The 26,789-nt window shown below is 71.6% G+C and carries 21 protein-coding genes and 2 tRNA genes; 19 read left to right on the top strand and 4 right to left on the bottom strand.

Annotated elements, in window-relative coordinates; translation table 11 throughout:
- Positions 1–8 precede the first annotated feature (8 nt).
- Positions 9–2,120 (top strand): CDP-glycerol glycerophosphotransferase family protein, encoded by a 2,112-nt coding sequence (locus QQS16_RS15865; protein ID WP_286066340.1) that lies wholly within the window; start codon positions 9–11, stop codon positions 2,118–2,120.
- A 223-nt stretch (positions 2,121–2,343) separates the two neighbouring features.
- Positions 2,344–3,549, top strand: a complete 1,206-nt coding sequence (locus tag QQS16_RS15860) for a glycosyltransferase family 2 protein (protein WP_286062350.1) — start codon at positions 2,344–2,346, stop codon at positions 3,547–3,549.
- Here QQS16_RS15860 and QQS16_RS15855 read toward each other — a convergent pair.
- A complete protein-coding gene (locus QQS16_RS15855; protein WP_502963797.1) occupies positions 3,533–5,641 on the bottom strand; it encodes a hypothetical protein in 2,109 nt (702 codons plus the stop codon). The genes QQS16_RS15860 and QQS16_RS15855 overlap by 17 nt on opposite strands.
- A gap of 246 nt (positions 5,642–5,887) precedes the next feature.
- On the opposite strand from QQS16_RS15855, the gene proB reads away from it, so the two are divergent.
- The 5 genes from proB (at position 5,888) to QQS16_RS15830 (ending at position 11,147) form a co-directional block, all read left to right on the top strand.
- Positions 5,888–6,994, top strand: a complete 1,107-nt coding sequence (gene proB, locus QQS16_RS15850) for a glutamate 5-kinase (RefSeq protein ID WP_286066339.1) — start codon at positions 5,888–5,890, stop codon at positions 6,992–6,994.
- Positions 6,995–7,417: 423 nt separating this feature from the next.
- Positions 7,418–7,885 (top strand): DUF8830 family protein, encoded by a 468-nt coding sequence (locus QQS16_RS15845; protein WP_286066338.1) that lies wholly within the window; start codon positions 7,418–7,420, stop codon positions 7,883–7,885.
- Positions 7,886–7,967: 82 nt separating this feature from the next.
- Positions 7,968–9,254: a glutamate-5-semialdehyde dehydrogenase gene (locus tag QQS16_RS15840; protein ID WP_286062348.1), complete on the top strand. Its 1,287-nt coding sequence runs from the start codon at positions 7,968–7,970 to the stop codon at positions 9,252–9,254.
- A gap of 144 nt (positions 9,255–9,398) precedes the next feature.
- Positions 9,399–9,974: an SCO2584 family spore wall biosynthesis protein gene (locus QQS16_RS15835; RefSeq protein WP_502963796.1), complete on the top strand. Its 576-nt coding sequence runs from the start codon at positions 9,399–9,401 to the stop codon at positions 9,972–9,974.
- 99 nt (positions 9,975–10,073) lie between these two features.
- Positions 10,074–11,147 (top strand): SCO2583 family membrane protein, encoded by a 1,074-nt coding sequence (locus QQS16_RS15830; protein WP_286062346.1) that lies wholly within the window; start codon positions 10,074–10,076, stop codon positions 11,145–11,147.
- Positions 11,148–11,160: 13 nt separating this feature from the next.
- Here the strand turns inward: QQS16_RS15830 and QQS16_RS15825 are convergent, their stop codons facing one another.
- Positions 11,161–12,282: a M48 family metallopeptidase gene (locus QQS16_RS15825; protein WP_502963795.1), complete on the bottom strand. Its 1,122-nt coding sequence runs from the start codon at positions 12,280–12,282 to the stop codon at positions 11,161–11,163.
- 114 nt (positions 12,283–12,396) lie between these two features.
- On the opposite strand from QQS16_RS15825, the gene QQS16_RS15820 reads away from it, so the two are divergent.
- The 9 genes from QQS16_RS15820 (at position 12,397) to QQS16_RS15780 (ending at position 18,135) form a co-directional block, all read left to right on the top strand.
- Positions 12,397–12,558 (top strand): hypothetical protein, encoded by a 162-nt coding sequence (locus tag QQS16_RS15820; protein WP_286062343.1) that lies wholly within the window; start codon positions 12,397–12,399, stop codon positions 12,556–12,558.
- A 118-nt stretch (positions 12,559–12,676) separates the two neighbouring features.
- Positions 12,677–12,841 carry a hypothetical protein gene (locus QQS16_RS15815; protein WP_286062341.1) on the top strand — a complete coding sequence of 55 codons (165 nt, stop codon included), beginning with the start codon at positions 12,677–12,679 and terminating at the stop codon, positions 12,839–12,841.
- Positions 12,842–13,289: 448 nt separating this feature from the next.
- Complete coding sequence (gene nadD, locus QQS16_RS15810; RefSeq protein WP_286066337.1) at positions 13,290–13,856, top strand: nicotinate-nucleotide adenylyltransferase; 567 nt, start codon at positions 13,290–13,292, stop codon at positions 13,854–13,856.
- Positions 13,857–13,873: 17 nt separating this feature from the next.
- Positions 13,874–15,685, top strand: a complete 1,812-nt coding sequence (locus QQS16_RS15805) for an LCP family protein (protein WP_286062340.1) — start codon at positions 13,874–13,876, stop codon at positions 15,683–15,685.
- A gap of 109 nt (positions 15,686–15,794) precedes the next feature.
- Entirely contained in the window at positions 15,795–16,238 is a 444-nt protein-coding gene (gene rsfS, locus QQS16_RS15800; protein ID WP_286062339.1) for a ribosome silencing factor, read from the top strand.
- On the top strand, positions 16,235–16,903 hold the full coding sequence (locus tag QQS16_RS15795; RefSeq protein WP_286062338.1) for a histidine phosphatase family protein: 669 nt from the start codon (positions 16,235–16,237) through the stop codon (positions 16,901–16,903). The genes rsfS and QQS16_RS15795 overlap by 4 nt, the downstream gene beginning before the upstream one ends.
- A gap of 118 nt (positions 16,904–17,021) precedes the next feature.
- Positions 17,022–17,094: transfer RNA gene (locus QQS16_RS15790), tRNA-Ala, on the top strand.
- A gap of 584 nt (positions 17,095–17,678) precedes the next feature.
- Positions 17,679–17,912: a hypothetical protein gene (locus QQS16_RS15785; RefSeq protein WP_003976229.1), complete on the top strand. Its 234-nt coding sequence runs from the start codon at positions 17,679–17,681 to the stop codon at positions 17,910–17,912.
- Between the two features lie 150 nt (positions 17,913–18,062).
- Positions 18,063–18,135: transfer RNA gene (locus tag QQS16_RS15780), tRNA-Ala, on the top strand.
- A 161-nt stretch (positions 18,136–18,296) separates the two neighbouring features.
- Here QQS16_RS15780 and QQS16_RS15775 read toward each other — a convergent pair.
- Both QQS16_RS15775 and QQS16_RS15770 read right to left on the bottom strand, forming a co-directional pair.
- Positions 18,297–19,910: an NADH-quinone oxidoreductase subunit NuoF family protein gene (locus QQS16_RS15775; RefSeq protein ID WP_286062332.1), complete on the bottom strand. Its 1,614-nt coding sequence runs from the start codon at positions 19,908–19,910 to the stop codon at positions 18,297–18,299.
- Positions 19,907–21,190, bottom strand: a complete 1,284-nt coding sequence (locus QQS16_RS15770) for a ferric reductase-like transmembrane domain-containing protein (RefSeq protein ID WP_286062331.1) — start codon at positions 21,188–21,190, stop codon at positions 19,907–19,909. Before QQS16_RS15770 ends, QQS16_RS15775 begins: the two co-directional genes overlap by 4 nt.
- A gap of 447 nt (positions 21,191–21,637) precedes the next feature.
- Between QQS16_RS15770 and leuS the strand changes: the two genes are divergently transcribed.
- From leuS to QQS16_RS15755, 3 genes are all read left to right on the top strand, one after another.
- Complete coding sequence (gene leuS / locus QQS16_RS15765) at positions 21,638–24,517, top strand: leucine--tRNA ligase (RefSeq protein ID WP_286062330.1); 2,880 nt, start codon at positions 21,638–21,640, stop codon at positions 24,515–24,517.
- Between the two features lie 243 nt (positions 24,518–24,760).
- Entirely contained in the window at positions 24,761–25,510 is a 750-nt protein-coding gene (locus QQS16_RS15760; RefSeq protein ID WP_286062329.1) for a hypothetical protein, read from the top strand.
- 71 nt (positions 25,511–25,581) lie between these two features.
- On the top strand, positions 25,582–26,427 hold the full coding sequence (locus QQS16_RS15755) for a DegV family protein (protein ID WP_286062328.1): 846 nt from the start codon (positions 25,582–25,584) through the stop codon (positions 26,425–26,427).
- Positions 26,428–26,789 lie beyond the last annotated feature (362 nt).

Here is a 26,789-nt window from a genome sequence, read left to right as displayed (position 1 = left end):
TCGCCCGGGTGGGCAGCGCGGCCGAACTGGCCGCGGCGATCCTCATGATGGCGGGCTTCCCCGCCATCATGCTGGCCGCGCTCGTCCCGAGCGTTCCCGCCTTCGCGGCCGCGACCGCCGTGACGTACCTGGCGGACCACTATCTGCACCGCAAGGGCAGCTACCTGATCAACCGCCTCAGCAAGGTGCGCGCCGGCCTGTCGATCCGCTTCCTGATCCGACAGCTCCTGCTGATCCTGCTGCTGGCGCGTCTCTCCCTGTCGGACAACCTGATCTTCTACGGGACGACCGCCTGCTTCATCGCGTTCTACGGCCTCCAGGCCCCGCACGGCGCGCTGGTCACCCTGATCCGCAACCGCCGCCGGATGCCGGTCGCCACCCGCAACGTCGACCTGGCCTCCCGCATCCGCATCCCGGACGCCCCGTCGAAGCACCTGCTCGACCGCTCCGCCGAGAAGATGCTGCACCTCGACCTCGCGGCCGTGGTCGGCATACTCGTCTCCGCGCAGACCGGGTCGGCGGTGGCCGCGTTCGTCGGCATAGGCGTCACGCTGGTCCTCGGCACGCTGTACGTCCTCGCGCTGATGCCGTACGTGCGCGGCCGCAAGATCCCGCCGAAGGCCGAGCGGGTGCTGGCCGCGGTCGACGACTGGCTGCGCGAGTACCGGCCCGAGACGGTGCTGTACTTCTCCGGCTCCAAGGACTCCGCCTACCAGGTCAACATGTGGCTGGAGACCATGGAGCAGCTGGACTCCAAGCCGCTGATCATCCTGCGTGAGCGGGTCATCCTGGCGAACCTGGCCCCCACCACGGTCCCGGTCATCTGCGTGCCCGGAGGGGTGCACCTGATGAACATGGACCTGTCGACGGTGCGGGTCGCGCTGTACGCGGCGAACGTCGGCAAGAACATCCACCTGCTGCGCGTGCCCACCATGAAGCACGTCTTCATCGGCCACGGCGACAGCGACAAGCTGGCCAGCGTCAACCCGTTCAGCAAGGTCTACGACGAGGTGTGGACGGCCGGCCGGGCGGGCCGCGACCGTTACGCCATCGCCGACGTCGGTGTCCGCGACGAGGACATCGTCGAGGTCGGCCGCCCGCAGCTGGCGCCGATCCAGACCTGGCAGGGCGTGCCCGAGGGCCGTGTCCCGACCGTGCTGTACGCGCCCACCTGGGAGGGCTGGGACGGCAACCCGGGCAACACCTCGCTCGTCCTGGCCGGCGAGAACATCGTGAAGAAGCTGGTGAAGGCCGACCCGCCGGTCCGCGTCCTGTACAAGCCGCACCCGTTCACGGGCACCGTCAGTGCCGAGGCCGGCGCCGCGCACCGGCGGGTCACGGCCCTGGTGGAGAAGGCCGCCGCCGGGCGGGCCGCCGACCCGAGCTTCACCGCCGACGCGTCGGCCCAGGCGCGGGCCAAGGCGGACCTGAACCGGATCGAGGCCCGGATCGCCGAGCTGGCCGGCAGCGGCGGGGAGAAGGGCGACGAGGCCGAGGCCACCCGCGACGGCGTGGTGGACGTCGCGAAGCACGAGGAGATCGCCCGGCTGCGGGCCGAGTGGAACGACGCGTACTGGCGTTCCTTCGGCACCTGGGAGCACCGGGTCATCACGGGCGCCGAACCGCGCCTGTACGACTGCTTCAACGTCTCGGACGCGATGGTCTCCGACATCTCCAGCGTGGTCTCCGACTTCATCGCGAGCGGCAAGCCGTACGCGGTCACGGACTCCGCCGAGCTGGGCGTGGAGGAGTTCAAGCGGCAGAACACGGCCGTGCGCGCAGCGGTGATCCTCTCCAACAGCGCCGCCGAGCTGGGCGGACTGCTGGACGCGGTCCGCGACCCGGCCGCCGACCCGCTGGCCGAGGACCGGACCGAGCTGAAGCAGTACCTGCTGGGCCCGGACGAGCCGACCTCGATCGAGCAGTTCAACACCGCGGTGGCGAACCTCGCGGTGAAGGCCGAGACACGCAACACCGGCCAGGAGTCGCGGACGGCGGCCGCGGCCGCGGAGGACGCGACCGCGGACGCGGGAGCCGCGGAGGCCGAGGAACTGGCGAGCGCCGTGCCCGTGCAGCGGGCGTCGGCGGCCGGTGAGGCGGACGGCGTGGCGGCGGGCTGAGTACGCGGCCTTCCGAAAAGGGCCCGGTTCTCGAGGAGTGATCCTCGAAAACCGGGCCCTGTCACGTATAGAGGGGCGTCCACTCTTCCCCCGGACCTGTCGATTCACCGTGTGAGCTGGGCCACGAACGCATGGCGCAGGGGCAACCGCTTCCTGTGACCGTCCGTCTAGCAGCTTGCCAGCGGGGTGACTCGGGGGAAATTTTCCGTGACGAGGGGGAAGTGTGACCGTTGCGCAGCCTGATGTGACCGTGGTCATCGGGGCGTACGAGGCGATGCCGTACCTGGTGGAGTGCCTGGCGTCGGTGGAGGCGCAGACCATCGACCCGGAGCGCGTCGAGGTCATCGCCGTGGACGACGGCTCGACGGACGGTACGGGGGAGTACCTGGAGGAGTTCGCGGCCCGTGCCGCCATGCCGGTCACCGTGATCCGGCAGGACAACTCCGGCGGCCCGAGCGGCCCGCGCAACGTCGGTCTCGGCAAGGCGGCGGGACGCTACGTCTTCTTCCTCGACGCCGACGACCGGCTCGGCTCCGAGGCCCTGGAGCGGATGGTCGCCATGGCCGACGAGAACGGCACGGACGTCGTCCTCGGCCGGGTGGAGGGCGTCAACCGCGGCGCGCCGAAGTCGATGTGGGGGCAGACGCTGAAGCGCACCGACGTGTTCTCCTCCAACATCAAGTTCACCCTGAGCGCGCAGAAGCTGTTCCGCCGCGCACTGCTGGAACGTCACGGCATGCGCTTCGACGAGTCCCTGTGGACCGGCGAGGACGCGCTGTTCACGCTGGAGGCGTATCTGCGGGCGGACGGCGTCTCCGTGCTCGCCGACTACACCTGCTACTACCTGGTGGGCCGCGAGGACGGCAAACACGTGACCAGGAGCGGGGGTTACACCCTGCGCTTCGACTCCGCGCGTGCCCTGACGACCCTGATCGCCACCATGCTCCCCCCGGGTCCGAAGCGGGACGTGCTCATGGTCCGACCCTTCCTCGTGACGCTGCTGCCGCAGTTCGGCCCCACGTTCCTCACCGACAGCGAGGAGATACGGCGGCACAAGTTCGAGCTGGCGAAGCCGCTGATGGACGCGTACTGGAACGACGACGTCGCCCGCCGCATCCGGGTCCAGGAGCGGCTGAGGCTGCACCTGGTGGCCGCCCAGCGGCCCGATCTCCTCACGGAGGTCCTGGAGTTCGTCCGGGCGAAGAAGCAGGCCCCCGCCGTCGTGGAGAAGAAGGGGCGCCGCCTCTATCTCGCCTATCCGCGCTTCCGGGACGGCACGGCGGGCATCCCCGACTCCGTGTACCTCGCCGAGGGACGGGAGGCCAGGGCCTTCCCGGACTACCGGGAAAGCCCGATCGACACCTTCCTGCGTCGCGCGGCCCGCAAGGCCCGCCGGGCGCTGCCCGCGCGGTTCACCGTGGCCGCGTGACGGACCCGGGCACGGGTGCCTCCCGGCGCTGAGCGGGAAGCTCCGCCGCCGGCCGCTCGGCCATCCGGGACCGGTGCCGCCGGGCCGCCGCACCCAGCGATCCCACCGCCCGGTCGAAGCGCGCCTGCGCGGACGGCTCGTCCGGTCCCAGCAGGTGCCGCTTCAACTCGGCTCGGGCCTCGGCCAGTTCGTCCCGCTCCGGATGCCGGACCGCGTCCAGCAGCCGGGGCACCCCGGCCGCGTCCGGCGTCAGCACGGTCGCCGCGCGTACCGTCGGGAACGTCTCGCGGAACGCCTCCTCCGGCAGACCGCTGGTGTTGGCCACCGCGTACGGCTTCCCGCTCGCCAGGAAGTCGCTGACCACGCTCGACACGTCACTGACCAGCAGGTCGGCCTGGTTGAAGCAGGCGTACAGCGCGGGCCGGGCGTCGGTGACGACCTGGTGCTCCCACTCCGGCAGCGACGCCCAGTACGCCTCCTCCCAGGCCGCCGTCGCCCGCGCCACCGCCTCGGCACGTCCCGGCTCGGGCGTGGACTGCGCCAGCATCCGCTCGACCTGGTCCGCGCCGGCCCGGAAGGAGACCGTGGTGAGCCGGTCCAACTCCTCGGTGAGCGCGATGAGTTCGCCACTGACGGCCGGGCGCCCGGCGGTGCGCCGCCGGTTCGCCGCCCGCACCAGCTCCCGGATCCTGAGGTCCGCCGCCCCCGCCCGCGGATCCACCGACCCGGTCAGCGGATGTGGCTTGTACAGCAGCCGTACGCCCGGATCCGCGAGCAGCGCCCGGACGAGGTTCTCGCCGGCCTCGATCACCGAGGTGTTGCCGGGGTTGCCGTCCCAGCCCTCCCAGGTGGGCGCGTACAGGACCGTGGTGAAGCGTCCACCGGCGGCGTCGCCGCGGGGCCCGGACGGCGGGGCCGCGTACGGCCGTACGGCCTCCAGCTGCGGACGGCCGATCTCCACCACGTCCTTGTCCTCGACGCCCACCTCGGCCGCCGCGTACCGCTCCCGGGCCGCCGGACCGGCCACCCACACCTCGTCGTACGCCTTCGCGTACGGGTTGCACGAGGACAGCTTGTCGCTCTCGCCGTGGTTGACGAAGGCGTGCTTGAGCGTGGGGATCCGCAGCACCTGCGAGGTCTTGCCGGAGTTCGACGGGTGGATGAGGACCTGGAGCGTGGACCGCTCCAGCCGCATCAGCGTGGACACCTTCGGCAGACAGACGATCGGCACGTCGGTCGCGGCGATCTTCTGCATCATGAACCGCTCACGCAGCACGATCACCGGCCGGCCGGGCAGTTTCGCGAGCGGCTCCAGCCACATGTTCGCCTGGTACGCCGAGGAAGCCCCGCCGGAGAAGTACAGGCCCACGGTCGGCCGGTACGCGGCCAGCCACGCGTCGAACCAGTCCAGCACCTCCTGCTCGCCCGCCGGACGCCGGCTCGGCAGCAGCCGTACGAGGAGGTCGCACAGGCCCACCAGGGCGAGTCCCAGGGACACGGAGACGCCGAGGGCCGCGCAGCCGGGCTCGCCGGTGACCGCCGTGACCAGCAGCCCGGCCGTCGACGGGAGGCCGTAGACCGGCAGCCGGTGGCCGGGGCGGCGCAGCAGCACGGGCGGGGCCGGCGACAGGCGCAGGGCGCGGGCGTCGATGTTGCGGGTGATCACCGGCAGCGTGCGGGTGCGGCGGACCAGCACCGACACCGCCTGGATCGCGCAGTGCAGCGCGTAGAAGACGAGCAGCCCGGCGACCAGCGGGACGTACGCCGTCTCCCGGTCCTGCTCGCCGACCCGCAGCAGGCCGACGACCAGCAGCAGGTCCCGCAGCACATGCCGGACCGTGAGGTCCGCGTGCGACTTGGCGAACAACAGCGACAGCATGCCCCGCTGCCACCGGTACAGGACGCCCTCCACGGCCAGCGAGGCGGCCGTGGCGGCGAGCAGCAGCGGGACGTGCGGACGCAGGGCCGCCACGGCCTGGGCGGCGAACGCGGCCGCGAGGACGGCCACGACGAACGCCTTGACCAGGATCTGCCGGCGCGGCAGCCCTGCGGCGGACCATCGGCGGGGGAGAGGTAGGGGCACTGCGCTCACTCCAAGGGCTCGATGTCGGGCTCCTTGGACAACGCCCCCGACCGGGCGGCGGTAATGGGACGGCGGACGCCCGCTGCCGGTCGAGGGGACCGGCGCGGCCGGACGTCCTCCCCGGCGGCCGGCTCCGCGCGGTCGCCGGCGCGTCCCGGCGGGTGGAACGCGACAGCGCGACGGCCTGCTGTTCCCGTAGATTGAGGACACTCGGCAAGGAAGTGGGGCAGGTACGTGGCAGGGGCAAGGCAGGCCGTGAGCGAGGCCCGCAGGATCGTCGTCAAGGTGGGCTCCTCGTCGCTGACCACCGCCTCCGGCGGCCTGGACGCCGACCGGGTCGACGCGCTCGTCGACGTCCTCGCCAAGAGCCGCAGCGGCGGGGAGCGGGAGATCGTCCTGGTCTCCTCCGGTGCCATCGCCGCCGGTCTCGCCCCGCTGGGCCTGCGCCGCCGTCCCAAGGACCTGGCTCGCCAGCAGGCCGCCGCCAGCGTCGGCCAGGGCCTGCTGATGGCCCGCTACACCGCCTCCTTCGCCCGCTACGGCATCCGCGTCGGCCAGGTGCTGCTGACCTCGGACGACATGAGCCGCCGCGCCCACCACCGCAACGCCTCCCGCACCCTCGACAAGCTGCTCGCCATGGGCGCCCTGCCGGTCGTCAACGAGAACGACACCGTCGCCACCGACGAGATCCGCTTCGGCGACAACGACCGGCTCGCCGCCCTGGTCGCCCACCTCGTCCACGCCGACCTGCTGGTGCTGCTCTCCGACGTGGACGGCGTCTACGACGGCGACCCCGGCAAGCCGGGCACCTCGCGGATAGCGGAGGTGCGCACGCCCTCGGACCTCGCCGGCGTGGACATCGGCAGCGCCGGCAAGGCGGGCGTCGGCACCGGCGGCATGGTCACCAAGGTCGAGGCCGCCCGGATCGCCGCCGCCGCGGGCATCCCGGTGGTCCTCACCAGCGCGGTGCACGCGACCGACGCGCTGTCCGGCGGGGACACCGGCACCTACTTCCACCCCGCCGGCAAGCGCTCCGCCGACCGCCTGCTGTGGTTGCAGCACGCGTCCACCCCGCAGGGGGCGCTGACGCTGGACGACGGCGCGGTGCGGGCCGTCGTCGACCGCCGTACGTCGCTGCTGCCGGCCGGGATCGCCTCCGTGGAGGGCGAGTTCGTCGCGGGCGACCCCGTCGAACTGCGGGACGGCACGGGGCACGCGGTGGCCCGGGGGCTCGTCAACTTCGACGCCAAGGAGATCCCCCGGCTCCTCGGCCGCTCCACCCGGGAACTCGCCCGCGAGCTGGGCCCCGCGTACGAGCGCGAGGTCGTGCACCGGGACGATCTGGTGATCCTGCACCCGTAAGTCCCTCGCGTGCGCAACGGGCACCCGGACCATGGCCGGTGCCGCCCGGCAACACCCGCCTCACGCGCCGTGGACCACGCGCCGTGCGCCCTGCCCGACGCGCCGTGCACCCGTGCCCGACGCGCCGCGCACCCCGTACCCGACGCGCCGCGTACCCGTGCCCGACGCGCCGCGCACCCCGTACCCGACGCGCCGCGCACCCCTCGTCACGCCCCGTACCACCCGCATCACCACCCGCTTGCCCCGCGTCACCGCACGCGACGCCCGAAAACGGGGTGAACGACCTGACAAGGGCGTCGCCCTGAGAAGGACGTTCCGCAAAACCGCCCCATGAGCGGTTGCGGCCTGCTCAACTTTGTCCCAGGGACACACCGCCCGACCCCCGGGGTCGATCTGTGCGTGAAGGAGGCCGTCGTGAGACGAGTGCGCCCTGGGGCGGCGGCGTCCCGCGCGGGTACCGGTGGCGCCTCCGCGCGTCTGGCCGGCGAGGAACGCGCCCTGACGAGCGTCGCGGCCGGTGACCGCTACGAGGGCGAGGAGCCCGCGGACCTGCCGCGCCTGTGGCACGTCACCCTGAGCGTCTCCGGCGACGAGGCACCGCTCAAGGAGGTCCGGCGCGCCCTCGAACAGCTCGCCCACGACCACCCCTTCCTGCTGACCAGCAGATACGCCAACGACCACGCGGAGATCCGGTACTGGGAGGAGGCCCGCGACCTGCACGACGCGGCCGCCGTCGCCCTGCGCCTGTGGGGCGAGCACCGGCAGACCGCGGGGCTCCCGCCGTGGGAGATCGTCGGCCTGGAGGTCATCGACCGCCAGACCTACCACCAGCGCATCTCCGAGGGGTACGGGCCGGCGCCCGCGACACCGGTGGGCGTGCACCCCTATTGAGAGGTCTGCGCACTGTGCGGGGCTTGTCTCGGGCTGTGGGATGAGCGGTGGACGCATCCGCGTGGCGCACTAGGCTTTCCACATGACCACGCTTTCGCCGTACGACGCCATGTCCCCGGTCACCCAGGCCGCCTACCGTGCCAAAGCCGCCGCCGCCGACCTCGCCCCGCTCCCGCGGGCCGAGAAGGACGACGCGCTGCTCGCCATCGCGGACGCGCTGGAGGTCCGTACGAGCGAGATCGTCGAGGCCAACGCCAAGGACATCGCCAAGGCCCGTGAGGCCGGCACCAGCGAGGCCATCATCGACCGGCTGACCCTGACACCGGAGCGGGTGCGGGCCATCGCCTCCGACGTGCGGGACGTCGTCGCACTGCCCGACCCGGTCGGCGAGGTCGTCCGCGGCTCGACCCTGCCCAACGGCATCGACCTGCGCCAGGTCCGCGTCCCCCTCGGCGTCGTCGGGATCATCTACGAGGCCCGCCCGAACGTCACCGTCGACGCCGCCGCCCTGTGCCTGAAGTCCGGCAACGCGGTGCTGCTGCGCGGCTCCGGTTCCGCGTACGAGTCGAACAGCGCGCTCGTGCGGGTGCTCCGGGACGCCGTCGGCGGCGCCGGACTGCCCGCCGACGCCGTGCAGCTGGTGCCCGGCGAGAGCCGCGAGAGCGTGCGCGAGCTGATGCGCGCCCGCGGCCTGGTCGACGTGCTGATCCCGCGCGGCGGGGCCTCGCTCATCCAGACCGTCGTCACCGAGTCGGTCGTCCCCGTCATCGAGACCGGCACCGGCAACTGCCACGTCTACGTCGACGCCCACGCCGACCTCGACATGGCGATCGACATCCTGATCAACTCCAAGGCGCACCGCGTCAGCGTCTGCAACGCCGCCGAGACGCTCCTCGTCCACCAGGACATCGCCCCCGTGTTCCTGCCGCGCGCCCTGGACGCCCTCGCCGAGGCGGGCGTGACCGTGCACGCCGACGAGCGGGTGCTGGCGTTCGCCAAGGACTCCAAGGCCACCGTCGTCGAGGCGACGCCGGAGGACTGGGAGACCGAGTACCTCTCGTACGACATCGCCGCGGCGGTCGTCGACTCCCTCGACCGGGCGGTCGAGCACATCCGGCTGTGGACCTCCGGTCACACCGAGGCGATCGTCACCACCTCGCAGCAGGCGGCCCGCCGGTTCACCCAGCTGGTCGACTCCACGACGGTCGCGGTCAACGCGTCCACCCGGTTCACGGACGGCGGCCAGTTCGGCTTCGGCGCGGAGATCGGGATCTCCACGCAGAAGCTGCACGCCCGCGGCCCGATGGGTCTGCCGGAGCTGACCAGCACGAAGTACATCGTCACCGGGGACGGACACGTACGGCGCTGAGGCGCGCGGACCCGGTTCCGGCCCGCGGGACGCGCCCGGCACCCACGCCGGGCGCCGGCCCGTGCCGCCGCGGCGGTGTCTCACCAACCGGATGAATTTCCATACCGTCTGCCCAAATTGACCCCCCAGGTCTACTCTGGATCCGTGCCGGAGGACGTGGGGGGTACGCCGTTCCCTGACGGCTGGGAGCCCGACGACGACCACGACCGCGGGGTGTCGGACGAAGAGTTCGCCTCCGTGGTCTTCGACGAGGGCTTCGTCCGGGCGGCCGTGGTGCACGAGCCGACCGCCGTCGAACGCCTCCTGGCCGCCGCGCAGGCGAGAGCGGAGGCCTCCGAGGCCGAGGCCCGCCGCGCCCGAGCCGGCGGCGAGCACTACGAGGACGGGTTCGGACCCGACGACCTCAGCGGTTTCGGCCACGATCCGGACCTCGACGACCCGGACGACACCGATGTCCTCGAAGGCCGCTACGGCGCCTCCGGGACGTACGGGAAACAAGTCCGCTGGCACCGCCCCGTCGCCTGGCTGCTCGCCCTCGTGATGGGGATCGGTATGGTCGCGCTGGCCTTCGCGGCGGTCTACCGGAGCGCCTCCTCGGGCGATCGGGACCAGGTTCCGCCGCCCGCCTCGACCGGTCTGGAGCAGGGCACCGCGGCGGCGCCGTCCGCGTCCGCCGACTACTCCCAGCCAGCCGCGTCCGCGGTCCCGCGCACGCCCTGACCGGCGCCCGGCGGACCCTGGCCGGTTCCGGTGAGGCCTGTCACAACTTGTCGTGCGCCACGGCGTTTACCCGAGCTCCCGGCGACCTACCCTGAAGATATGGGAGGGCCTGGAGACCCAGCCGAGGGGACACCCGAGGGCGGCCCCGGAGGCGGTGAGGACGAGTACCGGTCCGTCGTCTTCGACGAGTCGTTCGTCCGCGCTGCCCGCCTCCAGGAGTTCTCCGCACAGGAGCGCATCGCCGACCGCGCGCCCGCCGTACGCCGCAGACCGCCCCTTCGCCGCGGCGGGCTCTCCCGGCAGGCACTCGTCCTGGTCCTGCTGATCGCCATCGCCTTCGGGACCGCGGTCTACATGGGCGTCCGCCACCCCTACCAGGCCCCCGCCGCCCGGCAGCCCGCCGAGCCCCTGCGGATGACCGTCATCCCGCTCGCCCCGCAGGGCAAGGTGCCCGGCCACCCCGACCCCGAGCAGCTCTACGCACACAGTCCCGCCGCGCAGTACCGCGTCGGTGCCGAGGGGATACCGCTGCCGGCCTCCCGGCGCACCGCGCACTTCTCCGACAGCCAGGTGGTGAGCGCCCTGACCACCGCCAAGGACTACGTCGTCCGCTCCTCGCTCGACCCGGACGTCCTCACCGGCGAGCAGGTCCGCTCCGTGCGGGTCCTCCTCGACACCGACCAACTCGACCAGTTCGACCAGAGCTTCACCCGCCCGGCCGCCGACGGCCGGCACGCGCCCACCGGGTGGCTGGTCCGCTTCGACCCGTCCGAGACAGAGCTGGCCGACCGGAAGATCCGCGTCCAGGGCACCCTCCAGGCCGCCGAGACCGACGCGTCCACGCTGGAGGTCACCGCGGACCACACCTTCGTCTACGCGCTGCGGCCCAGCGGCGCGGACGAGGAGGCGCGCGCCTCACTGTTCACCGTCCGGCGTGAGCTGCACTTCCGCTTCGACCGCGACGACCTGCGGATGCACACCGCCCAGCTCGTCGTCTCCTACGTCCAGGCCGGGCCGCTGTCCTGCGCCGAGGACTCCGCCAACCGCCTGCACCCGCTGCTCGCCGACCAGACCGCGAAGGCGGGCGGCCCGGCCGGCACGGACCCGTACGCGACCGGCAGCGCGACGGCCCTGTGCGGGTCACTGGCGACGAGCGCGCAGCCGAGGGTGTGAGGCCCGGAGCCGGTCAGTGCTCGTTGCCCGGGGGTGTGTCGCCCGGCGGCTGGTCCGTGGGCGGCTGGTCCGCCGGCGGTGTCGGACTCGCGAAGCCTCCGAAGCCGCGCCGCACCCGGCCGCCCAGGTCCCCCGCCCCGCCGGCGAGGTCGCTGACCAGCTTCATCAGGGGGTCCTTGGAGCTCTTGACGTTGGTGGCGTAGGCCGACGCCGACTCGCGGAACGAGTCCGTCACCGAGGTGTCCTTGTCCTCGCTGCGCCGCGGGTAGTGACCGTCCATGATCCGCTGGAAGTCGCGGGACTCGGCCCACTTCTTCAGCTCGGCCGCCCGTACGGTGGTGAAGGGGTGGGAACGCGGCAGCACGTTCAGGATCTTCAGCACGGAGTCGCGCAGGTCACCGCCGGCCTCGTACTCCTCGGCCTGCTTCAGGAACGCGTCCACGTTCATCTCGTGCAGGTGGTTGCCGCCCGCGATCTTCATCAGGCCGCGCATGGAGGCCTGGAGGTCCTGGCCGACGAGGAGCCCGGCGCGGTCGGCGGACAGCTCGGACTTGCGGAACCACTCGCGCAGCCCGGTCACGATCGCCATGATCGCTATGTTGCCGAGCGGGATCCACGCCACCCGCAGGGCGAGGCTGGTCAGGAACAGCAGAATGGTGCGGTACACGGAGTGGCCGGACAGCGCGTGCCCCACCTCGTGCCCGACGACCGCCCGCATCTCCTCCTCGTCGAGCAGCTCGACGAGACCCGTGGTGACGACGATGATCGGCTCGTCCAGGCCGATGCACATCGCGTTCGGCTGCGGGTCCTGGTTGACGTACATCGGCGGGACCTTCTCCAGGTCCAGGATGTAGCAGGCGTCCCGCAGCATGTCGTTCAGGTGGGCGAACTGCTGGTCGGACACGCGCACCGAGTCGGACAGGAACAGCAGCCTGAGGCTGCGCTCGGGCAGCAGACCGCTGAGCGCCTTGAAGACGGTGTCGAACCCGCTCAGCTTGCGCAGCGCCACCAGGGCGGAACGGTCGGCCGGGTGCTCGTACGCACGGGAGGAGATCCCCGGGAAGCGCCTGCGCTGCCTGCTCGGCACGTGCTCGTGCCCGTTCTGCTGGTGGCCGTCGGACATGTCTTCCCCCATGTGCGTGTGAGTGGCCCTTTGCGGACTGTTGTGCGGTCCTTTGCGCCCCCGAAGCAGAGCCCAGCCTAGGCGGAGATACCGTGGACGGGCACTACACCGAAGGAGTTCCGCGCCATGGAGCACACCCCCCGGACCGCCTGGCTCATGGAGGCCGCGAGCGCCGCCGAACAGCAGGGCGCGGGGAATCTGCTCCGGATCGTCCTGGTCGTGATGGTGGTGGGCTGTGTGCTGGCCGCGTGGTTCCTGCTGCGGGGGTACAAGCGGAAGGACGACTGAGGCGGGGCGAAGGTTCCCCGGTTCCCCAACGGTGGAGTCGGCGTGATGGCTCCCGAGCCGCCCGCTTACCATGGGCCGACGTCTTTATCCCGCCCACACCGGATAGGTCCTGCCGAAGATGAGCTTCCACAGCACCGCTGCCCAGTTGGTCACCCTCGCCGCCGAGGGCGGGGAGCACGGCGGCAACCACGAGAGCCTCAGCCCCCTGCTGACCGGCGGCGGGGCCTTCGTCATCCTGATGCTGCTGCTGTGGATCACCACCCGTTTCAACCGCGACCGCTGAGTCCGGCACAGGTCCGCCGGCGGTCCGGCAGGGCCCCCGGGCCCGGGCCGTCCGGGGATCTGTCGGCGGGAGCTCTCAGGTCGGGCCGGTAGGGTCTGCACGCATGGGAGAGCAGGACATGCCTACCGGTCCGGCGAACGACACGCCGAACGGCACGGACGCCCGTCCGGTGAGCGGCACCGACGGCCATCCGGCCAGCGGTGCCGGGAACGGCCCGCGCGGTGCCGGTGACGGCTCGGCGAGAGGAGCCGGCAACGGTCCGGCGAGAGCTGTCGGCGGTGCTTCGGTGAGGGATGCGGGTGCGGGTGCGGGTTCCGGTCCGGCGAGCGCGGCCGGTCGCGGTCCGGTCGGTCGCGCCGGGAACGGCCCCGTGAGCGGTGGGCTCAAGCGCCTGCCGGTCGGGCCGGGCAGCAGTCCGTCCAGCCCCGGCAAGCGACGCCTCGGCGTCATGGGCGGCACGTTCGACCCGATCCACCACGGGCACCTCGTGGCGGCCAGCGAGGTCGCCGCGCAGTTCCACCTGGACGAGGTGGTGTTCGTCCCGACCGGTCAGCCGTGGCAGAAGAGCCACCGCGCGGTCTCCCCGGCCGAGGACCGCTATCTGATGACCGTCATCGCGACCGCCGAGAACCCCCAGTTCTCGGTCAGCCGCATCGACATCGACCGCGGCGGCCCCACCTACACCACGGACACCCTGCGCGACCTGAAGGCGCTCAACTCCGACACCGACCTCTTCTTCATCACCGGCGCCGACGCCCTCGGGCAGATCCTGACCTGGCGGGACGCGGACGAGCTGTTCGCCCTCGCGCACTTCATCGGCGTCACCCGGCCGGGTCACGTCCTGTCCGACCCCGGCCTCCCCGAAGGCGGTGTCTCGCTCGTCGAGGTCCCCGCCCTCGCCATCTCCTCCACCGACTGCCGTGCGAGGGTCGCCAAGGGCGACCCCGTCTGGTATCTGGTGCCGGACGGAGTCGTGCGCTACATCGACAAGCGCGAGCTGTACCGCGGCGAGTGAGCCGAGAGGGGGCACCGGTGAACGACCGATACGACGCGGGACACGGCGGCGGTCACGACGACCAGTACGAGCTCGTCGGCTACGACGAGTTCGGCCGGCCTGTGTACCAGCAGGCCCAGCACCAGCAGACCCACCACCAACAGGCCCCGCAGCAACAGGAGTACGGCGGCGCGCAGCCGTACGACCCGTACCCGCAGCAGGGCTACGGGTACGACCCGTACGCCACGGGCGGGCAGCAGCTCCCACCGGCGTACGACCCCTACGGCACCGGCCAGCAGGCACCCGTGCCGTCCTACGACCCGTACGCCGCCGGTCACCAGCACTCCGGCGGGCCGGGGCCGTCCTACGACTCCTACGTCCCCTACGACCCCCATGGCCAGGCCGCGACGGGCGGGCAGCAGCCCCGTGTCGCCGAGCAGACCGCCTACATCCCCCAGCAGGCCGGGCCGGTCGGGGAACCGGACGCCGCCGACCGGGACGGGCAGCGCGGGGCCGGCCCGGACCACCGCGCCGAGCCCGGCGGGGCACCCGCCGGGGAAGGCGAACGGGAGTACCGCACCGAGCAGTTCGCGTTCGTCGAGGACCCCGACGGTGACTCCGAGGACGTCATCGACTGGCTGAAGTTCACCGAGAACCGCACCGAGCGCCGTGAGGAGGCCAAGCGCCGCGCCCGCAGCCGGGTCGTCGCCCTGGTCGTCGTCCTCGCGCTGGTCGCGGCCGGCGGTGTCGGCTACCTCTGGTTCGCGGGGAAGCTCCCCGGCACGTCGTCGTCCTCCGACGACGGAACCGGCACCGCGACGGCCGCCGGTGCCCAGAGCCGCGACGTGGTCGTCGTCCACCTGCACAACACCGCCGAGGGCGGCACCTCCACGGTGCTGCTCGTCGACAACACCACCACCAAGCAGGGCACCACCGTCCTGCTGCCCAACTCGCTCGTCGTGACGGACGACGACGGCACCACGACCACCCTCGCCAAGTCGGTCGACGAGGACGGCTCCGCCGGCACCCGCGAGGCCCTCGACACCGTCCTCGGCACCAAGATCGAGGGCACCTGGCGCCTGGACACCCCCTATCTCCAGAACCTCGTCGACCTCGTCGGCAACATCGACGTCGACACCAACGCCGACGTGCCCGATCCGGACGCGAAGAAGAAGGGCGAGGCGCCCCTGGTGAACAAGGGGAAGAGCCAGACCCTCAGCGGCAAGATGGCCGTCGCCTACGCCACCCACCGCGCCCCCGGAGAGGCCCAGAACGCCCAGCTGGAGCGGTTCGGGCAGGTCATGCAGGGCGTACTGCGCAAGCTGTCCTCCGACCCCACGGCCGCGACCACCACCGTGCAGACGCTGGCCCAGATCCTCGAGCCGCCGCTGACCGACAAGGAACTCGGCACCTTCCTCGCCAAACTCGCCGACCTCGCCAAGGGCGGCGACCACAGGACGGCCCTGATGCCCGTCCAGAGCGACGGCACCCTGAACGCCGAGGCCAGCGCGAGGGTGGTCAAGGACGTGCTCGGCGGCACCGCCAGGAGCCCCGACAAGGACGCGGCCGTCAGCGTGGCCGTGCAGAACGCCAGCGGCGTCAAGGACAACACCGAGAAGGCCCGCGTCGTGCTGCTCAACGGCGGCTTCACCTTCCTGGAGGGCGGCACCGCCTCCGCCGCCCAGGCCGCCTCCAGGGTCGTCTACGCCGAAGCCGCCGACAAGGAGAACGCCACCGAGGTCGCCAAGACGCTGGGCCTGCCCGCCGGCTCCGTCGCCCAGGGCACGGTCTCCTCGGGCGCGAACGTCGCCGTGGTCCTCGGCCAGGACTACACGCCCTCGTCCTCCTAGGACAGGCCCGGCGAGGACGGCATCCCACGTGCGCAACCCATCACGTGGGGTGCCGTCGGCGGTCCGTGAGACCCTTGATGTCCAGTGACCGCCGACCGAAAGCCTTGTAGTGACCGCGACTGACCGCTCCCTTGAGCTCATCACCACCGCCGCCCAGGCGGCCGCCGACAAGCTCGCCCACGATGTGATCGCCTATGACGTCAGCGACGTGCTGTCGATCACGGACGCCTTCCTCGTGGCCTCCGCACCCAACGACCGCCAGGTCAAGTCGATCGTCGACGAGATCGAGGAGCGGCTCTCCAAGGAGCTCGGCGTCAAGCCGGTGCGCCGCGAGGGCGACCGTGAGGCCCGCTGGATCCTGCTCGACTACATCGACATCGTCGTCCATGTCCAGCACAGCGAGGAGCGGGTCTTCTACGCCCTGGAGCGGCTGTGGAAGGACTGCCCCGAGATCGACCTGCCGGCCGACGCCAAGGCCACCCGCGGCAAGGCCGAGGAGCACGCCAAGGTGCAGGCCGAGGAGGACACCGCCGACTTCGGGGAGCTGCGGTGACCGCCCCCGCGGGCGCCGGCCGCAAGCCGGGCCGCGGGCGCCGCGTCATCCTCTGGCGGCACGGCCAGACCTCGTGGAACGTGGAGCGCCGCTTCCAGGGCACCACGGACGTCGAGCTCACCGAGACCGGCGTCGGCCAGGCCCGCCGCGCCGCCCGGCTGCTCGCCTCCCTGAGGCCCGACGCGATCGTCGCCTCCGACCTCCAGCGGGCCGCGCACACGGCCGCCGAGCTCGCCGAGCTCACCGGCCTGGACGTGACCCACGAGGAGGGTCTGCGGGAGACCTACGCGGGCGCCTGGCAGGGGCTGACGCACGAGGAGATCATCGCCCGGTACGGCGAGGAGTACGCCGCGTGGAAGCGCGGTGAGCCGGTGCGCCGCGGTGGCGGCGAACTGGAGACCGAGGTCGCCGACCGCGCGGCCCCCGTGGTGCTGCGCCACGCCGAGAAGATCCCCGACAACGGCACGCTCGTCGTGGTCAGCCACGGCGGCACGATCCGCACCACGATCGGCCGTCTCCTCGGTCTGGAGTCCCAGCACTGGGAGAGCCTCGGCGGACTCTCCAACTGCTGCTGGTCCGTCCTCGGCGAAGGCGCGCGCGGCTGGCGCCTGCTCGAGCACAACGCCGGCACCCTCCCGGAACCGGTGCTCGGCGACGACGACTGAGCGGCCCACGGCGCCAGTGGCCCGGATTTCACTTTCCGGCAGGTCGCAGGCTAGAGTTCTTCTTGTTCGCCCCGCCGAGCGGGGCGAAACACCATGCGGCTCCGGTCGCGTGGCGCGAGGGGCTATAGCTCAGTTGGTAGAGCGCCTGCATGGCATGCAGGAGGTCAGGAGTTCAATTCTCCTTAGCTCCACAGAACGACACTCTCCCGAGTGTCAGAGATCACTTGATGAAGATCCCGTCCCCGGTCAGGGGGCGGGATTTCTCGTCGTCCGCGGAGCCGGGTTCGGTTCGGCGGCAAGCCGCTGATGCCGTCCGAGGACGCGGCGGACGCCGGAGCGCTGCTCGGCGCCGTCACGCGGTTCGGCCGGCCGGAGACGCGGTGTTCAGCACGCTGTTCTCGCACCGGCTTGAGTCACTCGGGGCCTTCGGGGCGTATACCTCTGCGGAGGCGCTTCGGCGTGCGTGTTCGCGCGGGCCGGGAGGGGCGCGGTGGGTGCCGTGTCCGGACTGGTACTGAGGCGTCGCTGACCGTATTGGCCCGGCCGTGGCAGAATCAAACGGCCGGAAGGGGGCGCGGCCCGACGGGAGGGAGCAGTGATGCCTGCGAGCATCCTCAGGGAGGTCGGCCACCTCCTTGGAGCAGCGTCGACACAGGACACGGTCATCCGTCTCAGCTGCCCTTCCTGCGGTTCCGTCCATGTGGCCCAAGTGCTCGGTGACAACGGGGGGATCTCCTACGTGTGCACGGCCTGCGGCCACAGCTGGAGCTGATCGATGGGTGCGCACAGGCGAAAGTGCGACTGGTGCGGCAGTGGTACGCCGATCGTCCGTGACATGGAGCCGGTCAATCCGGACTACCAGTACTGGTGCGAGGAATGCGCGCGGGCGCTGATCATAAAAGGCGACCCGATCGAGACGTACCGCGAGCTCGAGGGTGAGCCGATCTACGGCCGGCTCCTCGAAGAGCACTGCACGCTCAAACGGTTCTATTCGTTCGTCACGGCCTGATCGGCAGCTGACCGCGTGAGTCGGCATCAGCTGCCGAATCCGGACAGAACGGAAACGATTTGGTGCTCCCCCGGTGGGCCGGTAAAGTTGGCGTCGCCGCCGGGGAGACCGGGCGACAGGCCACTGTGCGGTTCCGCCGCATGGCCACCAGGGGCTATAGCTCAGTTGGTAGAGCGCCTGCATGGCATGCAGGAGGTCAGGAGTTCAATTCTCCTTAGCTCCACAGTCAGATCCCGCCGGATCATCTCGATCCGGCGGGATTTTTCGTGTGCCTCGGGGCGGAGCGGCTGAGCGGCCGGCTTCTCGCGGGGGACACGGGGGCATGGGGACATGGGGACACCGACAAGGGGCCGTCCGCATGCGGACGGCCCCTTGTCGGTGTGCTCAGCGGCCCAGTGCGCGGCGGCCGCGGCCCTGGGAGAGGACCGGCAGGTTGTTGCGGGTCGCGCCCTGGGAGCGGGTGTCCTCCTCGATGCGCAGGGCGAGCGCCGGGCAGCGGCGGACCGCGCGCAGCGCCTTCGCCTCGGCGTAGCGCGGCACTTGGGCCTGCGCGACGGTCGGGAAGCCGTCGGCGCCGAGTTCGAAGACCTCGGGGAGGATGTCGGCGCACAGGCCGTGCCCCCGGCACAGGGTCCAGTCGACGTAGATCTTCTGACGGCTGGGACCGTTCTCCTCGGACTCTCCGCCGCCCGGGATGCCCGTAGGGGCCTTGCCGCCCTCGAAGAGCGGCAGAACGCCCTCCACGGGCCTGCCGCAGCCGTTTCCGAGGACGTGGGCGGCCAGGTCGTCCGTGAACGCCTTGATCGTCGACTCCAGGAACATCGCGGAGCCGTCCGGATGCGAACAGGCGCCGCGCCGCTTCACGTTCTTGGCGACCTGCTTGAGCGCCTCCAGGGCGGCCGGTCCGCCGCCGTTGATGATGTCCTCCATGCCGCGCGCGGCGGCCGGCAGACCCAGGTAGCAGGGACCGCACTGTCCCGCGCTCTCCTCGGCCAGCCACTGCGCCACGCGCAGCGACTCGCCCAGCGGGCAGGTGTCCTGACTGATCGGCAGGATCGCGCCGGCGCCGAGGGAACCGCCCACCGCGTCCAGGGAGTTGCGGGAGACGATCGCCTCGTTGACCGTCGCCGCGTCGATCCACTTGCCGTGGTAGCCGCCGGTCAGCACGCCCTGCGGGACCGGCGGGGCGCCGGCGAGCTGGAGGACGTAGCGCAGCGGCACGCCGGTGGGGACCTCGATCACCATGGGGCGGGCGACGGCGCCGGAGACCGTGAGCATGACGGTGCCGGGCTCGTCGTACAGGCCGGTGTTGCCGTAGCGCTCGGGGCCGATGCGGGCGGCGATCGCCAGCTGGGCGAACGTCTCGGCGTTCGACAGCAGTGTGGGCGCGCCGCCGACACCGTTCTGCGAGGCGCTGACCTTGCGGCCGGGCGGGATCGCCGGGCCGCCGTCGATGGAGCGGACCAGCGACGCGGCCGCGCCGGTGACCATGCGCACCGGATTGCGCTGCACGCGCGCGCGAAGAGCCGACCGGCGGCCGTTGCTGAGGCCGCGTTCGGCGAGCGCCGCCTCCATGGAGCGCTGTGTGGACTCCCGGGTGACCCCCACCACGAGCGTGCGGGCACCCAGTGCCTCGGCGACCAGCAGCGCGCCGTCCAGGATGAGGTGCGGGGCACGGTTGATGAGCACCGTGTCCTTGCGGCAGGCCGGTTCGTCCTCGCTGCCGTTGACGACGACGACCGGCCGCACACCGCGTTTGATCGCCGCTTCGGCGACCGAACGCAGCTTCTTGTGGAAGGGGAAGCCCGCGCCGCCGCGGCCCTTCAGGTTGATGTTCTCGGAGAGCTTCGCGAGTTGCTCGCCCCCCATCGGTTCGAGCGGCCCGTGCACCTTCAGGTGCATGGGCAGGTCAAGTCGTTCGACAAGGTCGAAGCCCGACGTGAGCTGGGGAAGGCCGACGACGCGGACTTCGGGGACGTCGGGCAGGGCCTCGTTCACCTATAGCCTCCGGAAGGCGTGTTCCAAGGTTCGCCCGAGCCCGGTGCGTCGAAGTCGTACGAGGCGCCGGGCGGTGGTTCAGTGGCGGGACCGCTGTTGTTGTACGTGTCGTCCGGGTAGTACGCGCCGTAGAGGGTGTTCGTCTCACCGGTGTCGTACACGTCACTCGAGCCGTATCCCGCCGCGCCCGCGTTGCCGTACGCCGGGATGTTGTATCCGGTGTCGTTGAGCGGGTCGTAGGCCGACGGAGGTGCCTCGCCGACCGGTGGCGGGGAGGGGATCGGCCAGCTGCCCGACGTGCTGCCGCCGTCCGTGCGCGGGATGGCCTCCGTGGGCTGCATGTCCATCGGCAGGTCCATGCGCGCGGTCTGGTCGGCCGGGAACGGCTGCTGACGCGGGCGGGGAGGCGTGGAGACGGCACGGTAGGCGGCGGCGAAGCCGTTCGCGGGCTCCGGGGCCGCGGGGGCCTGGTACGAGGGGTTGGCGCGGGTCTGGGACCGGTTCCCCCGCTGGTTCTCGTAGCCCGGCAGGGCGCCCGTGGACTCCGCCATCCTGGCCCGGCTCGCGTCCAGGTCCGCGCGGCCCGGACGCTCGTCGGAGCCCATGAACGCGGCGATTCTGTCGGCGACCTGGCGCTTGACCGGGCGCGGGGCCGCGCGCAGGGCGAGGGCCGCGGTGACGCCGAGCACGGCCAGGCCGTACAGGATCGTGAAGATCGGCTTCGCCGCGCGGCCCGCGTACAGGCCGTGCAGCAGGGCCGCGCACCAGGCGGGGTAGGCCAGCATGTGCATGGCCCGCCAGCGGGCCGCCACCGGGGCGGGGGAGGCGAACCTGCTGCGCAGCGCCCCGGTGATGCCCACGAAGATCATGAGCAGGCCGGCCAGGGAGCCGAGACCGATCAGGCCCTCGATCCCGGTGACGCCGAGCGAGAAGGGGATCAGCGCGCCGACCAGCTGGACGTGGTCGAGCGCGATCTTGGTGGTGACGTGCAGCAGCAGGAACGCGATCGAGGCGACCGCGGTCGTCCGGTGCACCGCCTGCCCGATGATCCGCTGGCGCGTGTTCAGGAAGACCCGGTCCTGGGCGACGAGGCCCCAGATCACCGAGCAGCTCAGCGACACGAGGGACAGCACGCCGGCGCCGAAGTTCAGGAAGTCACGGAACCGGTCACCTCCGACCAGCACGGCCACGGGTATGAGGAGCAGGACGACAGCCGACGCCACCCCATAGGCCGACCGGCCGGGCTGGGGGAGCGAGCTGTTACTACGACGAGGGTTCATGGGGGCAACTCCGAGCAGTTTCGGGAAAGCGGTCCCGCTGCCGCACTTTAAGTGGCGCCATACCGACGGGTACGAGGTTTGAGTTATTGCGTTGTTATCAAACGACAATGGGGCCGTTGTGATGTCCCTTAGCAGCTGTTACGCGAAGTAACCATTGGCCATGGCTCTGTTGTTCTCCGGTGTGATCGGTCTCGCTCGGCGGGGTCTGCTGTGGCGGCACCCGGTGCCAAGAAGGCATACGTAAGCGCGTCGCATCCTGCTCAAGCCCTGCGGTACCCTAACCGCATGCGTGCCGTACGCCTTCTGCTTAGCGGGCCGCGCTGATCAGTCCCGGCCGCCGGTGAGAGACCGCGGTCGGCATCGGCGCGGCGTCCCCTCCTGTGCGAGGGGATTTTTCGTTTCCTGAGTCACGCCGCAGCAGAGACGATCGATGGAGCTTTGAGGATCATGAGCGAGACGAACCCCGCTGCCGCCGCCGAGGTGGCCGCGCCGCACCGCTACACGGCCGTCATGGCGGCCGACATCGAGGCACGCTGGCAGGATTTCTGGGACGCCGAGGGCACGTACGAGGCGCCGAACCCCGAAGGGGACCTGGCCGGGAATCCCGAGCTGGTCGCCAGGCCCAAGAAGTTCATCATGGACATGTTCCCGTACCCCTCCGGTGCGGGCCTGCACGTCGGCCACCCCCTGGGTTACATCGCCACCGACGTCGTCGCGCGCTTCCAGCGCATGACCGGCCACAACGTCCTGCACACCCTGGGCTTCGACGCCTTCGGCCTGCCCGCCGAGCAGTACGCCGTGCAGACGGGCACGCACCCGCGCGTGTCCACCGAGGCCAACATCGAGAACATGAAGTCCCAGCTGCGCCGGCTGGGCCTGGGCCACGACAGGCGCCGGTCGTTCGCCACGATCGACCCCGAGTACTACAAGTGGACCCAGTGGATCTTCCTGCAGATCTTCAACTCCTGGTACGACGACGAGGCGGACAAGGCCCGCCCGATCTCCGAGCTGATCGCCCGGTTCGAGTCCGGTGAGCGTCCCGTACCGGGGCACACGCGCGCGTGGAGCGAGCTGAGCGACACAGAGCGCGCCGACGTGCTGAGCGAGTACCGCCTGGCCTACGCTTCGGACGCGCCGGTCAACTGGTGTCCCGGCCTGGGCACGGTGCTGGCCAACGAGGAGGTCACCGCCGACGGCCGCTCCGAGCGCGGCAACTTCCCGGTCTTCAAGGCCAAGCTGCGCCAGTGGAACATGCGCATCACCGCGTACGCCGACCGGCTGCTGGACGACCTGGACGCGCTGGACTGGCCCGAGGCCATCAAGCTGCAGCAGCGCAACTGGATCGGCCGCTCCGAGGGCGCCCGGGTCGACTTCCCGATCGACGGCGAGCGCATCACGGTCTTCACCACCCGCCCGGACACCCTGTTCGGCGCCACCTACATGGTGCTGGCGCCCGAGCACCCGCTGGTCGAGAAGTTCACCCCGGACGCCTGGCCCGAGGGCACCCACCAGGTGTGGACCGGCGGCCACGCGACCCCGGGCGAGGCCGTCGCCGCGTACCGCGCGCAGGCCGCCTCCAAGTCCGACGTCGAGCGGCAGGCCGAGGCCAAGGACAAGACCGGCGTCTTCATCGGCGCGTACGCGACCAACCCGGTCAACGGCGAGCGGGTCCCGGTCTTCATCGCCGACTACGTGCTGATGGGCTACGGCACCGGCGCGATCATGGCCGTGCCGGCCGGCGACCAGCGCGACTTCGAGTTCGCGCGCGCCTTCGAGCTGCCGGTCCGCTGCATCGTCGAGCCGACCGACGGCCGCGGCACCGACACCTCGACCTGGGAGGACGCCTTCGCGTCGCACGACGCGAAGATCATCAACTCCTCCAACGACGAGGTCTCGCTGGACGGCCTGGGCGTGGTCGACGCCAAGGCGCGCATCACCGAGTGGCTGGAGCGGTCCGGCGTCGGCGAGGGCACCGTCAACTTCCGCCTGCGCGACTGGCTGTTCAGCCGGCAGCGCTACTGGGGCGAGCCCTTCCCGATCGTCTACGACGAGGACGGCGTCGCGCACCCCCTGCCCGAGTCGATGCTGCCGCTGGAGCTGCCCGAGGTCGAGGACTACTCGCCGCGCACCTTCGACCCGGACGACGCGAACACGTCCCCCGAGACCCCGCTGTCCCGCAACGAGGACTGGGTCGCCGTGACCCTGGACCTGGGCGACGGCCGCGGCCCGCGCCCGTACCGGCGTGAGACCAACACCATGCCCAACTGGGCCGGTTCCTGCTGGTACGAGCTGCGCTACCTGGACCCGCACAACTCCGAGAAGCTGGTCGACCCCGAGGTCGAGCGGTACTGGATGGGCCCGCGTGAGGGCCAGCCGCACGGCGGCGTCGACCTGTACGTCGGCGGCGCCGAGCACGCCGTGCTGCACCTGCTGTACGCGCGCTTCTGGTCGAAGGTCCTGTTCGACCTGGGTCACATCTCGTCGGCCGAGCCGTTCCACAAGCTGTTCAACCAGGGCATGATCCAGGCCTACGTGTACCGCGACAGCCGTGCCATCGCCGTACCGGCGGTCGAGGTGGAGGAGCGCGACGGCGCCTACTACCACCAGGGCGAGAAGGTCTCCCGGCTGCTGGGCAAGATGGGCAAGTCCCTGAGGAACGCGGTCACTCCGGACGAGATCTGCGCCGAGTACGGGGCGGACACGCTGCGCCTGTACGAGATGGCGATGGGCCCGCTGGACGTGTCGCGGCCGTGGGACACGCGCGCGGTGGTGGGCCAGTTCCGGCTGCTGCAACGGCTGTGGCGCAACGTGGTCGACGAGACGACCGGTGCGGCTACGGTGGTCGACGGCGAGCCGGACGAGGACACACTGCGCGCCCTGCACAAGGCCATCGACGGTGTCCGCCAGGACCTGGAGGGCATGCGCTTCAACACCGCCATCGCCAAGGTCACCGAGCTGAACAACCACCTGACCAAGGCGGGCGGTCCGCTGCCGCGCTCCGTCGCCGAGGCCCTGGTGCTGCTGGTCGCCCCGCTGGCCCCGCACATCGCCGAGGAACTGTGGCGCAAGCTGGGCCACACCGACTCGGTCGTCCACCAGGACTTCCCGGTCGCCGACCAGGCATACGTCGTGGACGAGGCCGTCACCTGCGTGGTCCAGATCAAGGGCAAGGTCAAGGCCCGCCTGGAGGTCTCGCCGTCCATCTCCGAGGACGAACTGGAGAAGGTCGCGCTGGCCGACGAGAAGGTCGTGGCGGCGCTGGACGGGGCGGGGATCCGCAAGGTGATCGTGCGGGCGCCGAAGCTGGTGAACATCGTCACGGCGTAGGGCGGTGCAGGACGGCGCAGGTACGGCGGCGTCGTCGCGTGGGCACGGAGGCGTCCCGCGGAGGTACGGTTGCGCGTCCTGCGCCGGCACGGCGGCTGGTGGCGGCGCTGCCGCGTCCGGTCGCGGCTCGGGGTAGTCCCCTACGGGCAGGTTCGGGGTTTTTCTGGAACTCCGGGCCTGCCTGTTGCGTTTACCGTTGAAGAGCGGCGCGCGGCGCGCCGTGACCGGTTCGAGGAGGAGCTCGTGGAAGCAGTGTTCGCAGTGGTCGCCCTGCTCTTCGTGCTCTTCGTGCTCTTCGTGGCGCTCGGCGCCTACGCCACGGTGAAGGTGGTCGGCGCCGCCAAGCGAGGCGTGGACCGCACCCTCACCCAGGCCCGACGCACGGTCGAGGACCACACCCTGCGCGCCAAGTCCTTCGCCCAGCCCGGCCCGGCGGGCGAGATCGCCCAGCTGAGGCTCAGGCTGCGCACATCCATGCGTGCCACGCAGGACGCGCTGCACGCGGGCCTGGCCGAGGACGAGTCCCTCAAGGAGTCCCTCGGCCTCTTCGAGCGGCTCAGCGCTCACGGGCACGAACTGGACGCCGAACTCAGGCGCCTGGAGTCCGAGCCCGACCGGGCCACACTCGCCGAGCGGCTGCCCGGGCTGCGCGAGCGCATCGAGCGCGTCACCAAGTCGGCGGACTCTCTGCGCTGGGCGGCCCGCGACCGGGCCCGCCGTTTCGCCGACGACGACCTGGACTCGCTCAGCACCCAGATCGACGTGGAGGCCGGAGCGCTGCGGCACTGGACGACGACGGAGCCGTCGGCCACCACGCCACCGCCCCCGTGGCCGGAGGCCCCGGCCGCCGACGGTGCCACGGCCCAGCAGACCTGGCCGGGAGCACCCCCGGCAGGCACCGACGAGGGCACGACGCGACCGGCGATCACCCCGCCCGGCCCGCGCGCCACGTACCCCTGGCAGAAGAAGCCCCGTCCCGAGAGCACGACTTGATCCGGACACGGACGCCCAGCTGAGAAGGGCCGGGCTGCCGTGCGGGGGCTACGCCAGGTAACCTCCAGCTCATGTCCCGCCATGTCGCGATCGTCACCGATTCCACGGCCTACCTGCCGCAGCGGACGATGGAGCGTCACGGCATCACCACGGTGCCCTTGACCGTGGTCCTCGGCGACCAGGCCCTCGAGGAGGGCACCGAGATCTCGACCCGCTCGCTGGCCCAGGCACTCCAGAAGCGACGGTCCGTCACCACGTCCCGCCCGAGCCCCCAGGTGTTCGCCGAGGCCTATCGCAAGGTCGCCGAGTCCGGTGCCACCGGCATCGTCTCCCTGCACCTGTCCGCCGAACTCTCCGGCACGTACGACGCGGCGGTCGTGGCGGCGCGCGAGGCGCCGGTGCCGGTACGGGTGGTGGACACCGGGATGGTCGCGATGGCCCTCGGTTTCTGCGCGCTCGCCGCGGCCCAGGCGGCGGAGGCGGGCGGCACCGTGGACGAGGTCGTCACGGCCGCCGAGAAACGGGCCGCGGGCACGTCCGCCTACTTCTACGTGGACACGCTCGACTTTCTGCGCCGCGGCGGGCGGATCGGTGCGGCACAGGCCCTCTTCGGCTCCGCGCTCGCGGTGAAACCGCTGCTGCAACTGCGCGGCGGCCGGATCGAACCGCTGGAGAAGGTGCGGACGGCCTCGAAGGCCATCGCCCGCCTGGAGGAGATCGTGGCCGACCGGGCCGGCGGCGCGCAGGTCGACATCGCCGTCCACCATCTCGCCGCCCCCGACCGGGCGTCGGCTCTGGCGGACCGCCTGCGGGCGCGGGTGCCGGGTCTCGCCGATCTGCATGTGAGCGAGGTCGGGGCGGTGATCGGGGCGCACACGGGGCCCGGGCTGCTGGGGGTCGTGGTCTCGCCGCGTTGAGGCGGGGTGGTGGTTGGTGAGTCGTGGGTTGCGGGCTCCGAGGGGTGGGACGCCCGGTGAGTGACGGCGCGTGCGGGTCGGGCGAGACCTGGGGATCGGGCGCGGCTGCGGGACTCCGCGTGGGGTGGACGGCTGGTGGCTCGGTCACTCGTGCGGGTGGCGGAGTTATCCACAATCGGACGGTCGTCCCCGCGAATTGACCAAGATCAACGCGTGGGTGCCGGTGTGTTCCATCCTCGGCGCATGGCACTTCGATCACGCTCACGCGCAACGACCGTAACCAGTGGCCCGGGGAGGGCGCCGGGCTCCGACGGCCGCACTCGGACCCGTACCGGTAGGCATGCCCGCGCCCACACTCGTCG

Origin of the sequence: Streptomyces sp. ALI-76-A (assembly GCF_030287445.1) — a bacterium.
Classification (GTDB): Bacteria; Actinomycetota; Actinomycetes; order Streptomycetales; family Streptomycetaceae; genus Streptomyces.
Note: the sequence above shows the minus strand (reverse complement) of the source record. Positions and strands in the feature narration are given on the sequence as shown.